Origin of the sequence: Streptomyces geranii, assembly GCF_002954775.1 — a bacterium.
Classification (GTDB): Bacteria; Actinomycetota; Actinomycetes; order Streptomycetales; family Streptomycetaceae; genus Streptomyces; species Streptomyces geranii.
The window spans coordinates 56,344-74,539 of record NZ_PJME01000015.1 but is presented as its reverse complement, the minus strand read 5'-3'; the positions used below and the strand labels follow the sequence as shown (position 1 = coordinate 74,539).

Annotated in this window: 14 protein-coding genes; 6 read left to right on the top strand and 8 right to left on the bottom strand. The window is 72.4% G+C overall.

All coding sequences use genetic code 11. The features are described from left to right. Positions 1-25: 25 nt before the first annotated feature. From CW359_RS21260 to CW359_RS21250, 3 genes are all read right to left on the bottom strand, one after another. Complete coding sequence (locus tag CW359_RS21260) at positions 26-1,519, bottom strand: MFS transporter (RefSeq protein WP_105971656.1); 1,494 nt, start codon at positions 1,517-1,519, stop codon at positions 26-28. 147 nt (positions 1,520-1,666) lie between these two features. Next, positions 1,667-2,824, bottom strand: a complete 1,158-nt coding sequence (locus tag CW359_RS21255) for a sensor histidine kinase (RefSeq protein WP_105971655.1) — start codon at positions 2,822-2,824, stop codon at positions 1,667-1,669. A 108-nt stretch (positions 2,825-2,932) separates the two neighbouring features. After that, positions 2,933-4,243: a helix-turn-helix domain-containing protein gene (locus CW359_RS21250; protein ID WP_105971654.1), complete on the bottom strand. Its 1,311-nt coding sequence runs from the start codon at positions 4,241-4,243 to the stop codon at positions 2,933-2,935. Positions 4,244-4,461: 218 nt separating this feature from the next. Here CW359_RS21250 and CW359_RS21245 point away from each other — a divergent pair, with 218 nt between their 5' ends. Next, positions 4,462-5,286 (top strand): DUF4232 domain-containing protein, encoded by an 825-nt coding sequence (locus CW359_RS21245; RefSeq protein ID WP_198655318.1) that lies wholly within the window; start codon positions 4,462-4,464, stop codon positions 5,284-5,286. A gap of 33 nt (positions 5,287-5,319) precedes the next feature. Here the strand turns inward: CW359_RS21245 and CW359_RS21240 are convergent, their stop codons facing one another. Together CW359_RS21240 and CW359_RS21235 are read right to left on the bottom strand one after the other, a co-directional pair. After that, complete coding sequence (locus CW359_RS21240; RefSeq protein WP_157968607.1) at positions 5,320-8,505, bottom strand: AfsR/SARP family transcriptional regulator; 3,186 nt, start codon at positions 8,503-8,505, stop codon at positions 5,320-5,322. Between the two features lie 71 nt (positions 8,506-8,576). Continuing rightward, positions 8,577-9,413, bottom strand: coding sequence for an alpha/beta fold hydrolase (locus CW359_RS21235; RefSeq protein WP_157968606.1), 837 nt, complete (start codon positions 9,411-9,413; stop codon positions 8,577-8,579). Positions 9,414-9,979: 566 nt separating this feature from the next. Between CW359_RS21235 and CW359_RS21230 the strand changes: the two genes are divergently transcribed. After that, a complete protein-coding gene (locus CW359_RS21230) occupies positions 9,980-10,279 on the top strand; it encodes a hypothetical protein (protein WP_105971651.1) in 300 nt (99 codons plus the stop codon). Between the two features lie 224 nt (positions 10,280-10,503). Continuing rightward, entirely contained in the window at positions 10,504-10,947 is a 444-nt protein-coding gene (locus CW359_RS21225) for an NUDIX hydrolase (protein WP_105971650.1), read from the top strand. A 198-nt stretch (positions 10,948-11,145) separates the two neighbouring features. Here CW359_RS21225 and CW359_RS21220 read toward each other — a convergent pair whose 3' ends face one another. Further along, on the bottom strand, positions 11,146-12,501 hold the full coding sequence (locus tag CW359_RS21220) for a glycosyltransferase (RefSeq protein ID WP_198655317.1): 1,356 nt from the start codon (positions 12,499-12,501) through the stop codon (positions 11,146-11,148). A 207-nt stretch (positions 12,502-12,708) separates the two neighbouring features. Here CW359_RS21220 and CW359_RS21215 point away from each other — a divergent pair, with 207 nt between their 5' ends. From CW359_RS21215 to CW359_RS21205, 3 genes are read left to right on the top strand one after another with little or no spacing between them, the layout of a single operon-like run. Continuing rightward, the gene (locus CW359_RS21215; protein WP_105971648.1) at positions 12,709-13,311 is read left to right on the top strand and encodes a DUF4956 domain-containing protein; all 603 of its coding nucleotides are present in this window, start codon (positions 12,709-12,711) and stop codon (positions 13,309-13,311) included. Then, positions 13,308-14,189 carry a polyphosphate polymerase domain-containing protein gene (locus CW359_RS21210; protein ID WP_105971647.1) on the top strand — a complete coding sequence of 294 codons (882 nt, stop codon included), beginning with the start codon at positions 13,308-13,310 and terminating at the stop codon, positions 14,187-14,189. Before CW359_RS21215 ends, CW359_RS21210 begins: the two co-directional genes overlap by 4 nt. Beyond that, on the top strand, positions 14,186-16,045 hold the full coding sequence (locus CW359_RS21205; protein WP_105971646.1) for a carbohydrate-binding domain-containing protein: 1,860 nt from the start codon (positions 14,186-14,188) through the stop codon (positions 16,043-16,045). The genes CW359_RS21210 and CW359_RS21205 overlap by 4 nt, the downstream gene beginning before the upstream one ends. Positions 16,046-16,180: 135 nt before the next feature. Here CW359_RS21205 and CW359_RS21200 read toward each other — a convergent pair whose 3' ends face one another. Together CW359_RS21200 and CW359_RS21195 are read right to left on the bottom strand one after the other, a co-directional pair. After that, positions 16,181-16,831 carry a response regulator transcription factor gene (locus CW359_RS21200; protein WP_105971748.1) on the bottom strand — a complete coding sequence of 217 codons (651 nt, stop codon included), beginning with the start codon at positions 16,829-16,831 and terminating at the stop codon, positions 16,181-16,183. A gap of 73 nt (positions 16,832-16,904) precedes the next feature. Next, a complete protein-coding gene (locus CW359_RS21195) occupies positions 16,905-18,194 on the bottom strand; it encodes a sensor histidine kinase (RefSeq protein ID WP_105971645.1) in 1,290 nt (429 codons plus the stop codon). Positions 18,195-18,196 lie beyond the last annotated feature (2 nt).

Genomic DNA, 18,196 nt, shown 5'->3' with positions numbered 1-18,196 from the left:
GACGGCGCCTGTGTGGACGTAGCGCCTACGCCTGTGCCTTCACCGTCGCGGTCTCCGCCTCCGGCGTACCCGCCGGGCTGTCCGCCACCGCGCCCCGCGCCGGCTCCCGGTGGCGCGGGATGAAGGAGGCGAGGAAGAAGGCGAGCAGGGCGGCGCCCGCGCCGATGGCCATGACGACCTTGAAGCCGCTCTCGGAGGGCAGGGCCGTACCGCCGAAGTCGGTGGTCATCTGGGCCAGGATCACGCCGGCGAGGGCGCTGGCGAAGGACGTGCCCAGGGACCGCATCAGGGTGTTGAGGCTGTTCGCCGCGCCCGTCTGGGTCGGGTCGACGGCGCCCATGATCAGGGCGGGCAGCGCGCCGTAGGTGAAGCCGATACCGGCGCCGATGACGCAGGAGACCAGGACCAGGTGCCAGACCTCGGACATCAGGAGGAGGTTCAGGCCGTAGCCGCCGGCCACGATCAGCGCGCCGATCATCAGCGTGACCTTCGGGCCCTTGGCCTTGGTGACCTTCGCGGAGACCGCCGACATCACCATCATCACCAGGCCCTGCGGAGCCAGCACCAGGCCGACGGTCAGCATGGACTTGCCGAGGCCGTAGCCGGTCTGCTCAGGCAGCTGGAGCAGCTGCGGCAGGACCAGGGACATCGCGAACATCGAGAAGCCGAGCGCGATCGAGGCGAGGTTGGTGAACAGCACCTGCGGGCGGACGGTCGTACGCAGGTCGACCAGCGGCTGCGGGCTGCGCAGCTCCCACCAGCCCCAGCTCAGCAGGATCACGACGGAGGCGGTGCCCAGGCCGAGCGTGGTGGCGCTGGTCCAGCCCCAGTCGCCGCCCTTGGAGACGGCCAGCAGCAGGGAGATCAGTCCGGCCGAGAGGCCCACCGTGCCGACCAGGTCGAACCGGCCGCCGGTACGCACCTTCGACTCCGGCACGATCAGCAGGACCAGCACGAGGGCGACGGCGCCGAGCGCGGCGGAGACCCAGAAGAGGAGGTGCCAGTCCCAGCGGTCCGCGATGAACGCGGCCGTGGGCAGACCGAGGGCGCCGCCGACACCGAGCGAGGCGCTCATCAGCGCGGTGGAGCCGGCCAGCCGGTCGGCGGGCAGCGCGTCCCGCATGATGCTGATGCCGAGCGGGACGACCGCGGCGGACAGGCCCTGCAGTGCACGCCCGACGATCATCGGTACGAGGGAGTCGGCCATCGCGCAGACCAGCGAGCCGGAGACCAGCAGCACGATGCTGACCAGCAGCATCCGGCGCTTGCCGAACATGTCGCCGAGCCTGCCGACCACCGGCGTGGCCACGGAGGCCGCGAGCAGGGTGGCGGTGACCGCCCAGGCGGTGTCGGACGCGGGGGCGTCCAGGAGCTTCGGCAGCTCGGGCACGATCGGGATGACCAGCGTCTGCATCAGCGAGACGACGATCCCGGCCAGGGCCAGCACCGCCACCACGGCGTTCGGCCGCGGCGGGGCGGTTGTCCCCGCTCCGGCGGGACGGGTAAGGGCGTCGGACATGGCTTCGGGCCTTCCAGGAGGGGGATCAGCGAGGGGAGGCAGTCAGTTACTTGACTTACGCAACCATAATCAGGATTGCTTGACTTACGCAAGTTAATTCAGGAGGTGGGATGGTGGCGTGGATCACAATGAGCGGCAGCAGGGGGCTCAGGTCTGGAGCGGCAGCTCGGCGACCACCTCGAACCCGCCCTCGCGCCGGCGCTCCGCCCGGAACCGCCCACCCACCGAATGGGCCCGTTCCCGCATCCCGATGAGCCCGTACCCCCCGCCCGGCGCGGCGCGCGTCCGCGTCCCCGGCCCCGGCCCGTCGTCCCTGACCGTCAGCACGAGGGCCACCGCGGAGTACACGAGCCGCACCTCCGCCGAGCGGGCGTCGGCGTGCTTGGTGACGTTGGTCAGCGCCTCCTGCGCTATCCGGTACGCCGTGACGTCCGCGCCCGCCGACAGCGGCCGGGGCTCGCCCTCGACACGGACGGCGACCTTGAGCCCCGCGTGCTCGAAGGAGGCCGCCAGCTCCGGCAGCCGGGCCAGGCCGGGGGTGGGTTCCGTAGGCCGGTCCCGGTCGTCAGAGTGCCTCAACAGGCCGACGGTAGACTTGAGTTCACGAAGGGCCGCGGCGGTGGTGCCGGTCAGCTCGGCGACGATCCGGGCCGCCTCGACGGGCCGCTCGGGCAGCTGCCGGGCCACCGCGCCCGCCTGGAGGTTGGCCAGGACCAGATGGTGGGCCACGACGTCGTGCAGGTCGCGCGCGATCCGTATCCGCTCCTCGGCGACCCGCCGCAGCGCCTCCTCCTCCCGGGTGCGCTCCGCGTGCTCGGCGCGCGCCCGCACCGCCTCCAGATAGGCGCCACGCAGCCGGTTCGCCGTACCGAGGGAGGTCGGGAGCAGCAGCCAGGCGGCGGGCCCGCCCAGCTTGAGGACCAGGGGTTCACCGGCGGGGCCGACCAGGAACGCCGTGCCGACCAGCAGGGCGATACCGCCGAGGGTGAAGGAGTTGGCGGTCCTGCGGTCGGTGCGCAGGGCCAGCGAGTAGAGCGCGACCATGAGCGGCCCGAGCAGCAGCACCGACAGGACATGGCCGATACCGACCATGGCGGTGGCGCTCAGGGCGGTCACCACCACGGTCGTCCGGGGCAGGCAGCGGTACCAGAGCAGCGCCACGCAGGAGACGCCGGTCAGCAACGCGCCCGGCTCCCAGGGGAGTTCGGGCCCACCGGGGAGGGTGAAGACACTGCCGGGGAAGGCACAGGCGAAGACGGCGCCGGCGACGGCGACGTCGGCGGGGCCGGGACGGTTCGGGTTCACGGGAACCCACGATTCCGCGGACGGGCGGACGGCACGAGGGAGCACCCTCCCCGGCCGCCGGTGTAGGTGACTCCACCGTCCTCAGTACGGTCAGTGCGGTCAGTGCGGTCAGCCGGGAATGTTGGGCGCGTACTCGTCGCGCGTCCACTCGGAGGAACCGTTCCGGTGGATGTACGAGGGCCGGCCGCCGTTGCCGCTCGTGCGGAAGGGGCTGCCGTTGTCGTCGACACGCAGGATTCCGTGCCGCTTCCCGCTGGACCACTCCAGCTCCAGATACCAGCCCACGTCGTACGCCCGCGCGTCCGCGAACACGTAGAAGACCTCGGGATCCGACTCGCTCACCTTGTACGGGAAGCCGCGCTGCCCCGACCTGGGCGCGACCAGGGGCCGCCCGTCGTCGAGGTCCACGTCGAAGGCCTTCGTGTCCACGCCGCCGCCGCAGCCGTCGTGCATCTGGTAGTCGTTCCAGGCCAGCGGCTCGTTCCTCGCCACCACCCGTACGTGCAGGTCCTCCAGGACGACGGTGGCCTGACCGGTGCCCTGCACGGTCAGCGCGACCAGCTGCTGACCGGCGGTGACCCCGCCGAGCGCGGTGAGCCAGCCGCGCGCGTCCGGCTCGTTGGGCGGCGGGGGCACCTGGTCGGGCTCCCGGTCGATCAGGACGTGCGGGCCGCACGGGTCTTCCCACTTGTACGGATTGACGGTGACGGTCGGCGCGGTCGCCCCGTCCTCGACCCCGGCGCCGCCCTGCGCGACCCCGGCGGCAGCGCTCCGGGAGGCGGAGACACCGGGCGAGGAGGACACCGTAGAACTGCTGCTGGGAGACGCGGACGGCGTCGCCGATCCGCTCTTCGACGCGGTCGGTACGGCGGAGGCGGCGGGCCCGGCGCCCGGGGAACCGGAGGCGACGGCTCCCACGGGCCGCTGCCCGCTCCGGTCGTCGGCCCCCTCGCCGGGTACGAGGTTCACCACCAGCGCGGCGGCGACGGCGGCGGCGACCACGGCGGCCCCGGCGAGCACGACGGTACGGCGGCGCCGGGCCGGGGGAACGGATTCCTCCGGCGGGGCGGCAGGAGCGGCCGGGGTTGCCGGAACGGCAGGAGCATCCGGAGCCGCCTGGGTCGCCGGAACGGCAGGGGCCGTCGGGGCTGCTGGGGCCGTCGGGGTCGACTTCGGCTGGCCCCGCATGGCGTCCGCGAGGATCCACCGGCGGTGCAGCTCCACCAGCTCCTCGGGAGTCGCCCTGCACAGCCGGGCGAACCGTTCCACCGGTGCGTAGTCCGTCGGTACGGCGTCCCCGTTGACGTACCGGTGAAGCGTGGACGCACTCATGTGCAGCCGCTTCCCGAGGCTTCCGTAGCTGAGCCCGGACCGCTCCTTCAACCGGCCGAGCAGCTCCGGGAACTCATCCCCCGTCACCGTTCCTCCCTCTCTCCGCGTCCCGGACCACCGTTCCAGGCGGCGGACATTCCCCCAGGTCAGAGCCGTGCGAACGTTCCAGCGTTCCGGATGCCCCGTCAACTGTGGCGGCTGGGACGGATCACCGCACAAGCTCTGGTCATCCAAGCACGCCGCTCCCGCCACCCGGCCGGGCGGCCTGCGCACGAACCCTTCTTGTAGCGAAATCGGGGAATCACATGTCCGCACGTACCATCCGCGCTGCCCGTACGGCCCGTACGGCCCGTACGGCCCGCACCGCCCGTACCCATCTCCTCGCCGCCGCCGCGCTCACGGTCGCCACCCTGACGATGACGGCGTGCGGCAACGCGGAGGGCACCCGCGACGAGGGCGCCTCGTCCGATGCGTCGGCCTCGTCGCCCGCCTCGTCGCCCGCGAAGAGCGGAGGTACGTCCACGGGGGCGGGCCAGGCGAGCGACAAGGGCACGACGGGGAGCACCGGCACTACGGGAGCGACCGGCACGACGGGCACGACGGGAACCACGGGCTCCACGGGCTCGACCGGCACCACGGGCTCGACCGGCACCAGTGGCTCGAACTCGGACGCGGAGGCGGACGCCGACTCCGACTCGGACGCCGACTTCGACTCCGCCCTCGCCCCCTGCTCTCCCGCCACCACCAGGACCACCGCCACGGTCGTCTCCCGCCCCCTGAACCACGTACTCCTCACCGTCACCAACACCGGCTCCGGGAACTGCGACCTCGCCTACTACCCGGCCGTGCGGTTCGGGGAGGCGCAGTCCGTGCCGCCGGTCATCGAGGACTCCCAGCCGCAGGCCGTGGTCACGCTGGCGCCGGGCGAGTCGGGGTACGCGGGTGTCCTGGTCTCGGCCGCCGACGGCAGCGGGTCCAACGGCTACACGGCCAGGACCCTGAAGGTCTTCTTCAACTCGGCCGCCACGAGCCCGGCCCGCCCGTCGCTGCCCGCGAAGGGCGTGTACGTCGACGACTCGATCCGCGTCACGTACTGGCAGCAGGAGATGGCCGACGCCCTCTCCTGGTGATGCCGCCCACGGCACCCCACCCGGAACCGTCTCTCAGGGGCTCGCCGTGACCGCGCTGATCCTCGGCGCCGGGACCGCGTCGCCCAGAGCCTGGAGCCTCGTACGGAGTTCCGAGGCCGCCGTCGGGTCGGCCGGGGTGAGCAGGCGCAGGGCGTGTTCCCAGACCGTGCGGGCCGAGCCGGGGTCGCCGACGGCGAGGTAGGTGTCGCCGAGGTGGCGGAGCGTACCGGCCTCGCTGTAGGTGTCGCCGACCTCGCGGTACAGCCGCAGCGCGCACTGGAAGGCGGCGATGGCCCGCTGGTGTTCGCCCAGGTGGTGGCGGGCGATGCCGAGGCTGTCCCAGGTGCCGGCCTTGCCGTAGCGGGTGCCGTAGAGGCCGTCGAGCCCGGCCAGGGCCTCCTCCAGGTGCACGGTGGCCTGGCGGTGGTCGCCGCGCAGTACGTGGGTCCAGCCCAGGGCGTGCTGCGCGCTGGTGGCCGCGCCGTGGTCGCCGATGGTCCGGTACAGGGCGAGCGCGCGGCCGGCCGCGTCGAGGGCGCCGTCGTAGTCGGCGAGCCGGTCCAGGAGCCAGGCGTGGCTGCGGTGGGCGTGGGCGAGGCCGGGCAGGTCGCCGAGTTCGGCGCACAGGGCGAGGGAGCGGCCGATGTGGGTGCGGGCGTCGTCGTACCGTTCCAGCCGGGCCGAGGCGCGGGCCAGTCCGCGCAGCAGATGGGCCTGGGCGACGCGGTCGCCGTCCCGGACGGCCGCGTCGAGGCCGGCCCGGTGCAGGGCCACGGATTCGTGCCAGTGCCCCTGCCGGTCCATGAACCGCTCCAACGTCCAGGCCAGGGACCAGACATGGCCGTCGTACCCCTGCTCGGCGGCGAGCCCGGCGACGGCGGGCAGCACCTGGCGTTCGGCCGTGTACCAGCGCAGCGCCCGCTTGTCGTCGGCGAGGGCCTCGGGGCGGGCGCCCGCTGTGGCGGCGGTCAGCGGACTGGTCCGCCACAGCGGGGAGTAGAGGAGTCCGGCGGCGTGCGCGGTGTGCAGGTAGTGGTCCAGGAGGCGGTGTACGGCGGCCTCGCGGGCCTCCGTCGTCTCGTCGCGGCCCGCGCGTTCCATGGCGTAGGTGCGCAGCAGGTCGTGGCAGTTGTAGCGGCCGGGCGCGTGCTCGGTGAGCAGGTGGGAGCGGGTGAGTTCGGCCAGCAGCAGGCGCGCGGCGTCCGGTTCGACGTCGGCGACGGCCGCGGCGGCGGACACGGTGACGTCCGGGCCCGGGTGCAGGGACAGCAGCCGCAGCAGCCGGGCGGCGCCGGGGCTGAGCGCGCGGTAGGACCAGGAGAACACCGCGCGTACGTCCCCGGCCGGGTCCGTGTCCGTGAAGGCGTCCAAACTGCCGTGGGCGGTGCGGAGTTCGTCGGCGACGGCGGTGAGCGGGAAGTCCGGGTTGGCGGCGGCGCGGGTGGCGACCACCGCGAGGGCCAGCGGGAGTCCCGCGCAGCGGGCGACGATCTCGTCGACGGCGGCGGGGTCGGCCAGCAGCCGGTCGGCGCCCAGCCGCCGGGCCAGGGACTCGCGGGCCTCGGCGGCGGGCAGCCGGTCCAGGGCCAGCGGGCGGGCGGCCTCGGCGGTGACCAGGCCGAGCAGCCGGTCGCGGCTGGTGACGACGACCAGACAGCCGGGGCTGCCGGGGAGCAGCGGGCGGACCTGTTCGGCGTCGCGCGCGTTGTCCAGCAGGATCAGCACCCGGCGCCGCGCCAACAGGGTGCGGTACAGGCCGGTTTGGGCGTTGGCCCCGGCCGGTATGCGCTGCCCGGGCACGCCGAGGGCCTCCAGGAACCCGCGCAGCGCCTGCCCGGGGTCGGTGGCCGCGCCGCCCGGGTCGAAGCCGCGCAGATTGACGTACAGCTGTCCGTCCGGGAAGCGGTGGGCGATGCGGTGGGCCCAGCGGACGGCGAGTGTGGTCTTGCCGATGCCGCCCATGCCGCTGATGGCGGCGATCCGCAGCCCGGGTGCCGGGTCCGCCGACAGCCCGGTCACCTGGGCGAGTTCGGCCCGCCGCCCGGCGAACGTGACCAGGTCCGCCGGGAGTTGGGCGGGCCGCACGAAGGGATCGGGCACGGCCCGTACGAAGGGCCCGGCGCCGCCCGTCCCGGCCGTGTCCCGCCCGTGCCGGGCCTGGGCGTCCTCAAGTGCGGGGACGACGGCGAGTCGACCGGCCGGCACGGTCTTCGGGCGCTCGGTGCGCAAGGGGCGTATGGAACGGGACTTGCCGTTCGCGCCGTCCGAACCACCGGTGCGGGTGGTGCCGTTGAGGCGGGCGACACCGGGCGAGCCCTTGCTCCCTGTCGAGTTCGTGCCGCTCGTGCCGTTCGTACGGTTGGGACTATTGCCGTTCGCACTGCTCGTACTGTTCGTGCGGGTGGGGCCGGCCGCGAGCCTGGTGGCGACGGGCTCGTCCTGGCGGAGTACGTCCCGCTGGGCGGCCCGCAGTTCGGCGCCGGGTGCCACGCCCAGCTCGGCGTCGAGCAGCAGCCGTACCCGATGCCAGGTGTCGAGGGCCTCCGCGCGCTGCCCGGTGGCCGCGAGGGTGCGGACGAGCCGGGCCTGGAGGGGCTCGTCGAGCGGGTGGTCGGCGGCGGTGCGGTGCAGGACGGCAAGCAGCTGACCGGCGGCGGCGGGGGTCATCGGCACGTCGGCGGCCTCCTTCACCACCGTCAGATACTCGCGTTCGAGCGCCTCGATGGCGGGATGCGAGCGGGCCTCGGCCGGAATTCCCGTGGCGACGGCGCCGGTTCGCAGGGCGAGGGCCTCAAGAAAGAGCGGTACGGCGGCGGTTGCCGAACCACCGCTGTCGCCACCCGTGCCACCCATGCCGCCGGAGCCACGAGCGGTGCGCGCCCGGCGCACCAACTCCCGGAAACGCAGCAGGTCCAGGCTGTCGGGCGAGGCGTTGAGCCGGTACCCGCCGATGTCCCGCACCAGCCAGCCGCCGGTCGCACGCATCGCCAACTCCGGTTCCAGCAACCGGCGCAGCACCCCGATGTGCCGGTACACGGCGTTGGCGGGCCGGCCCGGGGGCGACTCGCCCCACAGCGCCCGCACCGTCTCCTCCATGGTCACGGGCTGACCCGCGTGCGCCATCAGCAGTGCCAGCAACAGCCGTTGCTGCGCGGCCCCCAGCCGCACCTCCCCGCTGTCGCGCCACACCCGTACCGGTCCCAGTACCGAGAACCGCATCGTCACCGTCGTAACTCCCGCTATAGCCCCGCACGTACGCCCCCGATTTGCCCCGCCGTCCGTACTCTCCGTCAGACGGCGGGCAGTCCCTCCAGCCAGTTCAGCACCAGCGAGTTGAACTCGGCCGGCCGCTCCTGGAAGAGCCAGTGGCCGACCCCCTCCAGCACCAGCGAGGCGCTGTACGGGTGTCCGCTCAGCCCCTCCTCCCAGTCCCCGTCGATGCCCTTGGCCTTGAGCGAGGCCGCGGCCGACACCGACAGCACCGGGCAGGCCCGGCGCGACAGGAACGTCTCGACGCCGGGTCGCGAGGTCAGCGGCGTGGCCGCCTCGTCGAACAGCCCGTGGAAGACGTCCCGTACGGTCATCGGGTCCATGCCGAGTATCCGCCGACGGTGCCAGGATCGCAGCGCTTCGGCCTCGGGGCCGGAGGTCGCGTTGTTCTCCAGGCCGCCGATGACCGCGGCGGCGGTGCCGACCGGGTCGGGGACGCGGAAGGCGGCGGCGACCTGCGGGGCGAACCCCTCCTCGAAGCCGTAGCCGGGGTCGACGGCTACCACGGCCCGTACCAGCGAAGGGTGTTCGACCGCGAGGACGGAGGCGACGACGGCACCCAGCGAGTGCCCGACCACGACCACCGGCCCGGAGTCGATGCTGTCGAGCAGCTCAGCGAGGTCACCGGCGAAGTCCCGCGGACGCTGACCACCGGTGAGCCCGGAGGAACGGCCGTGCCCCCGCAGGTCGGGCACGATCACCCGGTGCTTCGTGGCGAACGCGTCGATCTGCGCGGACCAGTCGTGGGAGTCGCAGGTGGCGCCGTGCACCAGCAGCAGCGTCTCGCCCCGGCTGTCGGCGGCGGGCCCCTCGTCGGTGTGGAACAGCCGGTTTCCGTTGATCATGCTGTACGTCATTGAACTTGCTCCCCGTGTACGGGTGTTGGCGATGATGGCGGGAGCGTAGGCAGGGGGGAGTGGACGAAGTGTGCCTGGCTTGTGACCGGGAGAGCGGTCGGGAGAGTGGTCGGGGGCGCGGCGGGCGAACCGGCCCGCGCCAGCAACAGCACGAGAAGGGTCCGCCGCCCAGGGGCCCGGGATCGACCTCGACCCCACCCCGCCGGACCCGCACTTCACCCCAGAACCCTGAACCGCAGAGGAACGGCCTCTTCCGACACCCTCCACCTCCACCCCGGACCGGGCCCTCATGCTAGGTACGGGCGGGGAGGGGACTCACGGGGTGGGACATTTAGGGCGCGGCGGGGTTTTGTCACTCGGCCGGTACATCGCACGGGGCCCCCGTCCGGTGGTCATACTTCGAGAGTTCGGCAGGCCCCAACTGCACGGCGTTGCCTGCTCTTCCCCGACAAATTGCGCCTCCGTAGGTCCGATCATTCGGGACAGACGCTGAGGGAGGAGGACAGGTGACTGTTCCTGCGGCGCGGAGCCGTGCTGCTCGCTTCATACGGAGCATCGGCTCGTTCTTGAAGGAACTCCTGGAGGAGCTGTTGGGCGAGGCGGTAGTGACGCTGCTCGTCTGCTTTCTCGCGCTGTCCCTGCTCCTTGTCCTGGCCCTGGCGTTCGTCTGGGGATGGGGGTACAGCCCGCTCGCCGCAGGGGGCGTAGGCGGTGCGGTGCTGGTCTTCCTCGCCTACGGCGGCTGGGAGCTGCTCCGTCCGGCGAAGCCGGGCCGACCCGGACGACTGGCCCGCGCGGCGACCGCGACATTCACGGTGGCCGCGCTGTTCGCCGCCTATGCGTGGACGTCCTGCAATTGCTCCTGACCTGCGCGGCGAGGTCGAGCCACGCCCGGGCTGCCGATGCGCTTCAGCCGGCGGTACGGGCGATCTCGATGGCGAGGGCGCCGAGCGCTTCCTTGAGAAGGGCTGCGAAGTCTCCGTAATCACACCAACGGACGTAGCGCGCCGAATCGACGGTGTCATCCCGCCTCTGCCGCTAGCGTCGGCGTCGGTCGCACCGTCCGACGATCCAGCCCCCCCCAGGACCCATGAGCGAGCAACTTGCACAGCCCATCATCGACACCCACGTCATCCTCCGCGACGGCGACAGAATCCTCATGTCGCAGCGCGCGGGCCCCTACGGCCGCTACCGATGGCACATGCCCTCGGGCAAGCTCGACAAGGGCGAACCCTTGAGTGTCGGCGCGGCACGGGAGTTGCTGGAGGAGACGGACGTCACCGTCGACCCCGCCCACCTCCGCCTCGTACACGTCGTGCACCACCAGCAGGACGAGGAGGTCGACCGGATCGGCTTCTTCTTCGAGGCCACCGAGTGGGAAGGAGTGCCACGCAATCAGGAACCCGAGAAGTGCCTCGCACTCGAATGGTTCCGCGTGGACGAACTGCCCGACGACATCATCGAGTACCCCGAAGTCGGCCTCCTCGGCTACCTGAACGGCACCAACCGCCTTGATGAGCACGGCTGGCGGTAACTCCCGACTCCCGTTCGTCGCCTGGCTGTCGGAGCGGGCGGCTGCGCTCCCGGGCCGTGACCGGCACATCCCGGCCGGAGGCCGCGTGCGACGCCTCAGCGCTCGTGGCCCGCGGCCAGGACGGCACGGTCGCCGTCCTGGCCACCGAATTGATCCACCTCTTCCTGGCCGAAGGCCTCACCTGCGGCCCACATCAGCTCAGGCCGCGCCGGCCGCCTCCACCACCCCCGCAATCGCCCCCAACGCGTCATACCCCTCGAACTCCGTCCGCAACTCCCCCGCCCGCTTCAGATACCCCGGCTCGCCCAGCACCGTGAGCACCGCCTTGCGGATGTCCGCCGGGGACGGTTCGCCGGTGTGCAGGTCGATGCCCACGCCGCTCCATTCCACCCTTGCCGCGATCTCCGGTTTGTCCTCGCCGTCGCCGCCCACCACGAGGGGGACGCCGTGCTGGAGGGCCTGGTGGACTCCGCCGTAGCCGCCGTTGGTGACCATCGCGGCGGTGTGGGGGAGGAGGAGTTCGAAGGGGACGTAGCCCGCCAGGCGGGCGTTGGCGGGGACCGGGCCCGCTGCCTCTATCTCGGCGGGGCCCTCCGGGCGGCCTGTCGTCGCGACCACCAGGACGTCCTCGTCGGCCAGGGCGTCCAGGGTGGGGCGTACGAGGCGGCCCAGGTCGCGGTTGTCGAACGTGCCCTGCGTGACCACGACGACCGGGCGGTCCGTGTCGCGTACGTCGGCCCACCACTCCGGGAGTTCCTCCGGGCGTTCCTCCGCGTCGGCGCGCGGGCCGCCGGCCAGGGGGCCGACGAAGCGGAAGGACTGCGGGGCGTCGCCGCGGGCGTACTCGAAGCCGGGGACGGTCAGTTGGAGGTAGTGGTCCGGGACCGTCACCAGGCAGTCGAGGATGAAGCCGGGGAGTTCGGTGCCGCTCTCGCCGAAGTTCTCCTCCATGTGGCATTGGGCGCTTGCCATGATCTGCTGCACCTGCGCGTTCAGCTGGCGGTGGCGTTCGGTCGCGCCCTCGCCCCTGAACGGTGGCATGCCCAGGCCCACCGGTGGGGCGTCGTCGCTGAGCAGGGTCGGCATCGTGATGCCCAGACTGACGGTGACCGGTCTGCGGCCCGGCGGCGCGGAGAGGGTCAGCGCAGTCGTGCCGAGGAACAGCGGGTCGCTGATCACGACGGACGCCGGGAAGCGGCGGTCCAGGAGGTTGCGCAGGGCGCCGTACTGGGCCGCGGTCGGGTCGCCGAAGATGTACTTCATGTCGTAGTCGAGCTGCGCCGGTCCGGCGGGGAGGGCGGCGCGTTCGGGGAAGTACAGCTCCAGTTTCCGGTCGTCGAAGTCCGCGGCCGACGGCAGCGACACATGAATGGCCCCTACGGCCCTGACCTGATCGGCGAACCGGCTCCCCGTCAGTACGACGACCTCGTGCCCCCGCCGCACCAGGTCGGCGGCGACGGTGAGGACGGGCTGCACATGACCGTGGAAGGGTGTTGCGGTGGCGATGACCAGTGACACGGACGACTCCCTGCGCGCGTGGACGATGGATGCCACGGGAGCGTAGGTACGCCGTGTGCAGATGCAGTGCGCCCGCCAACAGGCCTGCGGCGGCCCCGCGGTGGGCCTGTTGGCGGGACTGCCGGGCCCTGTCGTGTCCCCTGCGATTCTCAGAGTTCCTTAAGAAACGGCCCAGTTGATTCACAGACCGGTTGCCCATGGTTGAACAATGAGCCAAGTAACCGCAAAGACTGGGTATATGTCGTGAACCAGTCGCTGCTCGTCGCCGTCGACCTCGTCGCTATCGCCGTCCTCGCCTTCGGGGTGTACTTCCCCCGTCACCACCGCAGGGACCTGATCGCCGCCTTCCTCGGTGTGAACGTCGGGGTTCTCTCCGTCGCGATGACGCTCAGCTCGGCATCGGTCGGGATCGGCCTGGGCATGGGGCTGTTCGGGGTCCTGTCGATCATCCGTCTGCGGTCGTACGAGATCGCCCAGCACGAGATCGCGTACTACTTCTCCGCTCTCGCCCTCGGCCTCCTCGCCGGCCTCCCCGCGAGCGTCAACGCGCTGACGGCCGCCCTGATGGGCCTGATCGTCCTCACGATGTACGTCGGCGACCACCCCCGTCTCTTCGGCCGGCACCGGCAGCTCAGCCTCCGGCTCGACTCCGCCTACACCGACGACGAGGCCCTTCGGGCGCACCTGGAGGTGCTGCTCGGCGGGCGCGTGGTGAACATGTCCGTCAAGGGCGTCGACCTCGTCAACGACACCACCCAGGTCGACGTCCGTTACGTCGTCACCGGGGGTACTCAGGTGCCCCGGGAGGCCGGAACCTCCGCCGCACGGCAGGGGGTTGGCGCGTGACCGCACCCGCCTCCCTCTCCCTCGGGCCGGTCGTCGGCGCCCTGCGGCCGATCTCGCTCGACGAACTCGTCGACCGTGCCTCGCTGTTGACCCGGCTGGACCGCAAATACATGCTGCCGGTTCGCGAACTCCCCCTGGTGGTCGGTGGGTTGGGGGCGGGGGTCGGGGCGCGGGTTCTGGAGATGGGCGGCGAGCGGGACTTCGGGTACCGGTCCGTCTACTTCGACACCCCCGAGCTGGACGGCTATCTGCGCACCGCCCGTCGCCGCCGACGCCGCTTCAAGCTGCGCGTCCGCACCTATCTCGACTCCGGCGACCACTACTTCGAGGTCAAGACACCCGGCCCGCGCGGTACGACGGTCAAGCAGCGCATCCCGTACGACGGTGACTCGCGCCGTCTGACCCCCGAGGCGCGGGCGTTCGCCGACGACGTGCTCGCCGGGGCCGGGATCGACTCCGCCGGGTTCCGGTTCGTGCCGACGCTGATCACCTCGTACCGGCGTACGACCCTGTTCCTGCCCGCGAGCGACAGCAGGGTGACCGTCGACACCGGGCTGACCTGGGCGCTGCCCGACGGCACCGGCCTCGGCACTCCGGACCGGGCCGTCGTCGAGACCAAGTCGGGGCGGGCCGGGTCCGAGGCGGACCGGCTGCTGTGGTCGCTGAAGCACCGGCCCGTCCCGCTCTCCAAGTACGGCACCGGCCTCGCCGCGCTGCGGCCCGGACTGCCCGCACACCGGTGGCTGCCCGTACTGCGGCGCCACTTTCCCAACCCGCCCCACGTACCGACCGATCCGCTCACACCGACCGGTCCGCACGTCTCGACCGATCCGCACACACCGAACGATCCGCACGCACTTCACGGGAGCGCAGCATGAGGACGAGGACGAGGACGAGGACGTACAGACTGGCGGGTGTGCTCGCCTCGGTGGGACTTGCCGCCGCCGCGCTCGTCGGGTGTTCGTCGTCCTCCGGCGACAACTCCGGTTCCGCCGAGGCCGGTTCGGGCTCGGCCTCCTCGGCCGCCGCCGCTGTCGACGGATCCCAGAAGGCCGCCGCCGTGCTCGCCGACAACCAGGACGCGCACGCGGAGGACGGCGACACGGATGTGGACGCCGATGGTTCGGAGGTCGTCGGCGTCGAGTTGAAGGGGGACTCCGCCACCTCCGACGGGGACGGCGTCAAGGCCGACGGGGCTACCGTCACGGTCAGTGCGGCGGGCGTCTACCGGATCAGCGGCACCCTCGACGACGGACAGGTCGTCGTCAACGCCCCTGACGCCAAAGTGACGTTGATCCTCGACGGGGTGAAGGTCGCCAACTCCAAGGGCGCCGCGATCGATGTCACCGCGGCCGACGAGGTCGTGGTCGTCCTCGCCGACGGCACCGCGAACACCCTCGGCGACGCCGACTCGTACGCCGAGGACGCGACCGCGAACGCGGCCCTGCACAGTGCCGCCGACCTGACGATCGGGGGCGGCGGCTCGCTCACCGTCAAGGGCAACGGCAACGACGGCATCACCAGCACTGACGGGCTGGTGATCCAGGGCGGCACCATCACCGTGGACGCCGCCGACGACGGCATCCGGGGCAAGGACTATGTGGTGGTGACCGGCGGCACGGTCACCGTCACCGCCGGGGGCGACGGCCTCAAGGCCGACAACACCGAGGACACCGACCGGGGTTACATCGCCGTCGACGGCGGCACGGTCAAGGTGACCAGCGCGGGGGACGGGGTCGACGCGGCCACCGACCTGGTCGCCACCGGCGGCAAGGTGACCGTCACGAGCGAGTCCTCCGACGGCTCCTCCGACGGTTCCTCCGCCCACGGGCTGAAGTCCGGTGTCATCACGGTCCTTGAGGCCGGCACCGTCGACGTCACCGCCTCCGCCGACGCCCTGCACGGCGACGGCGCCGTCCACCTCGGCGGCGCCACCACGACCCTTGCCGCAGGCGACGACGGCGTCCACGCGGAGGGCGACCTCGTCATCAGCGCGGGCACGGTACGGATCACCCGGGCCAACGAGGGCCTGGAGGGCAAGGGCATCCTCGTCAGCGGCGGCAGGACGGACGTCGTGTCCGCCGACGACGGCATCAACGCGTCGGGCAGCGAGGCCAGTTCGAGCGAGGGTCAGCAACAGGGCGGCTTCGGCGGCGGTCCCGGCGGGGGCGGTGGTGGCGAGGGCGTCGGCGACTACACCGTCGAGGTGACCGGCGGCACCCTGGTCATCGACTCCGAGGGCGACGGCTTCGACTCCAACGGCACCGCCGAGATCACCGGCGGCACGGTCGTCGTCAACGGACCTGAGCGCAACGGCAACGGCGCGCTCGACGTCAACGGCAGCTTCACCGTCAGCGGCGGCACCCTGCTCGCGGCGGGCAGCGCGGGCATGGTCGTCGCCCCCGACGAGGAGTCCGGACAGGGCTGGCTCTCGGCCACCCTCGACTCGACGCTCGCGGCGGGCACGACCGTCCACATCGCCGACTCCGACGGCAAGGTCGTTGCGTCGTACGTGACTTCGAAGGCGGCCCAGAACATCGTCTACTCCGGCAAGGCCATCAAGGACGGCGAGGAGTACACGATCTACACCGGCGGCACCGTCTCGGGCACCGACACCGGCGGCCTGGCCGAGTCGGGCGAACTGGGCTCAGCGGAGAAGGCCACGACGGTCACGGCGGGCGACGCACCCGAGGGCGGCGGCTTCGGCGGCGGGGGAGGGGGCGGCCGACCGTGAGGACAACTGCCCCCGCAGGAAGCCGGATCCCGGCGCCCCACCCCAGTTCACCTCCCCCGATTCACCCCACCCCACCCCACCGCACGTCACCCCACCCCAGCTCACCTCAACGCACCTCAACGCATGCAACTCCCCCTACCCCAGCCGCCGTAGATCCTCCAGATACCGCAGAACCGCCGCCACCCGCCGGTCCACCCGGTCCGTCGGAGCGAGGTCCAGCTTCGCGAAGATGCTGCGGATGTGCTTGTGGACGGCGCCCTCGGTGACGACGAGGCGTTCCGCGATGGCCGTGTTGCCGAGGCCTTCGGCCATCAGGGCGAGTACGTCCCGTTCGCGCGGGCTGAGCCGTTCCAGGCGGCTGTCCTGGCGGGAACGGGTGAAGAGTTGGGCCACGACCTCGGGGTCGATGGCGGTGCCGCCGGATGCCACGCGGTGCAGGGCGTCGAGGAACTCCTCGACCCTGCCCACGCGTTCCTTGAGGAGATAGCCGAGCCCGCCCACCCCGCCGCCCAACAGCTCGGTGGCGAAGCTCTGTTCGACGTAGGCGGAGAGCACGAGGACGGCCAGGTCGGGCCGTCGGCGCCGGGCCTCGACCGCCGCGACGATGCCCTCGTCGGTGTGCGTCGGCGGCATCCGTACGTCGAGGATCGCGACGTCCGGCTTGTGTTCGTCGATCGCGGCGAGCGCCTCGTCGGGGTTGCCCGCGGTGGCGACGACGTCGAGGCCCTCGGCGCGCAGCAGGAGGGCCAGGCCCTCGCGCAGCAGGGCGTCGTCCTCGGCGATCACGATGCGCGTGCCCGCGTTCGTGCCCGCGTTCGTACCGGCGTCCGTACCGGCGTTCGTGCCGGTATCCGTACGGTCATGCTCCACAGGGAAGTTCCACCTTCAGGGTCGTCGGGCCGCCGGTCGGGCTGGTGAGGGACAGGGTGCCGTCGTGGGCGGCGATCCGGTCGCGGATGCCGGTGAGTCCGGAGCCGCCGTCCTCGTCGGCGCCGCCCCGCCCGTCGTCCTCGACGCACAGCACGAGACGGCCGCCCCTGCTGTACGCGGTGACGGTGGCGTGTTCGGCGCCGCTGTGCTTGGCGATGTTGGTCAGGGCCTCGGCGACGACGAAGTAGGCCGTCGCCTCGACGGAGGCCGCGCAGCGGGCGGGCACGTCCACGTCGATCCGGCACGGCACCGCGCAGTTGGCGGCGAGCCCCGAGAGCGCTCCGGCCAGCCCCCGGTCGGCGAGCACCGGCGGCAGGATGCTCCGGGAGACGGTACGCAGCTCTGCCAACGCCTGTTCGGCGGCGGACTGGGCGCGTTCGAGGAGCGCGTCGGCGCCCGCCGGGTCGCGGGCCACCATCCGCCGGGCCGCGCCGAGCAGCACGGTCACGGAGACGATCCGGTTCTGCGTGCCGTCGTGCAACGACCGCTCGATCCGCCGGAGTTCGGTGGCGTGCGCGTCGAGCGCGGCGGCCCGGGTGGCGGTGAGTTCGACGATACGGAGGGACAGGTCCGTCTCCGGCCCGGCCGCGAGGAGTTGGCGCCCGGGCCTGGCCTGCAGCCTGGCCATGCCGGGGCCGAGCCCCAGGACGATGAAGACCCAGCCCAGGCCCAGCATGGCCACGGCGAGGGCGTCCGGCCAGGAGTGCGCGTTGCCGTAACCCACCGACGTGGCCGTCATGTTGCCCGGCATGAACTTCCAGTACAGCGGAAAGAGCGTGTCCCGTACGGCGACGAGCGGCAGGAGCACGCCGAGCAGCCCGAGCGCCAGTCCCAGGGTGGCGTGCCGGACCAGCCAGCGCAGTTCGCGCCGGGTGGTGGGGTCGACCAGGGCGGGCCGCAGCCGGGTCGGCGGGGGCTCGGGCGCGACGACCTCCGGGCCCCGGCGGCCGAGCCGTGCGCGCTCGCGGGCGGCGAGGGAGTGCAGCGTGCGCAGCGGCGCGGGAGCCATCAGCAGGCCGACACCGACCACGCTCGTGACGGCGGTGACGGCCAGCCAGAGCAGCAACAGCAGCGCGGGGAGGGCGGTGCCGAGCCCGGACGCGAGTTCGCCGGTGGCGGCGCGCGCGGCACTCAGACTCCGTACGACGGTGTCCGTGAGCCCCGAACGCCAGTCGGCGCCGGTGGTGGTGGCGTCGGCGGCCTCCGACGGACCGGCCATGT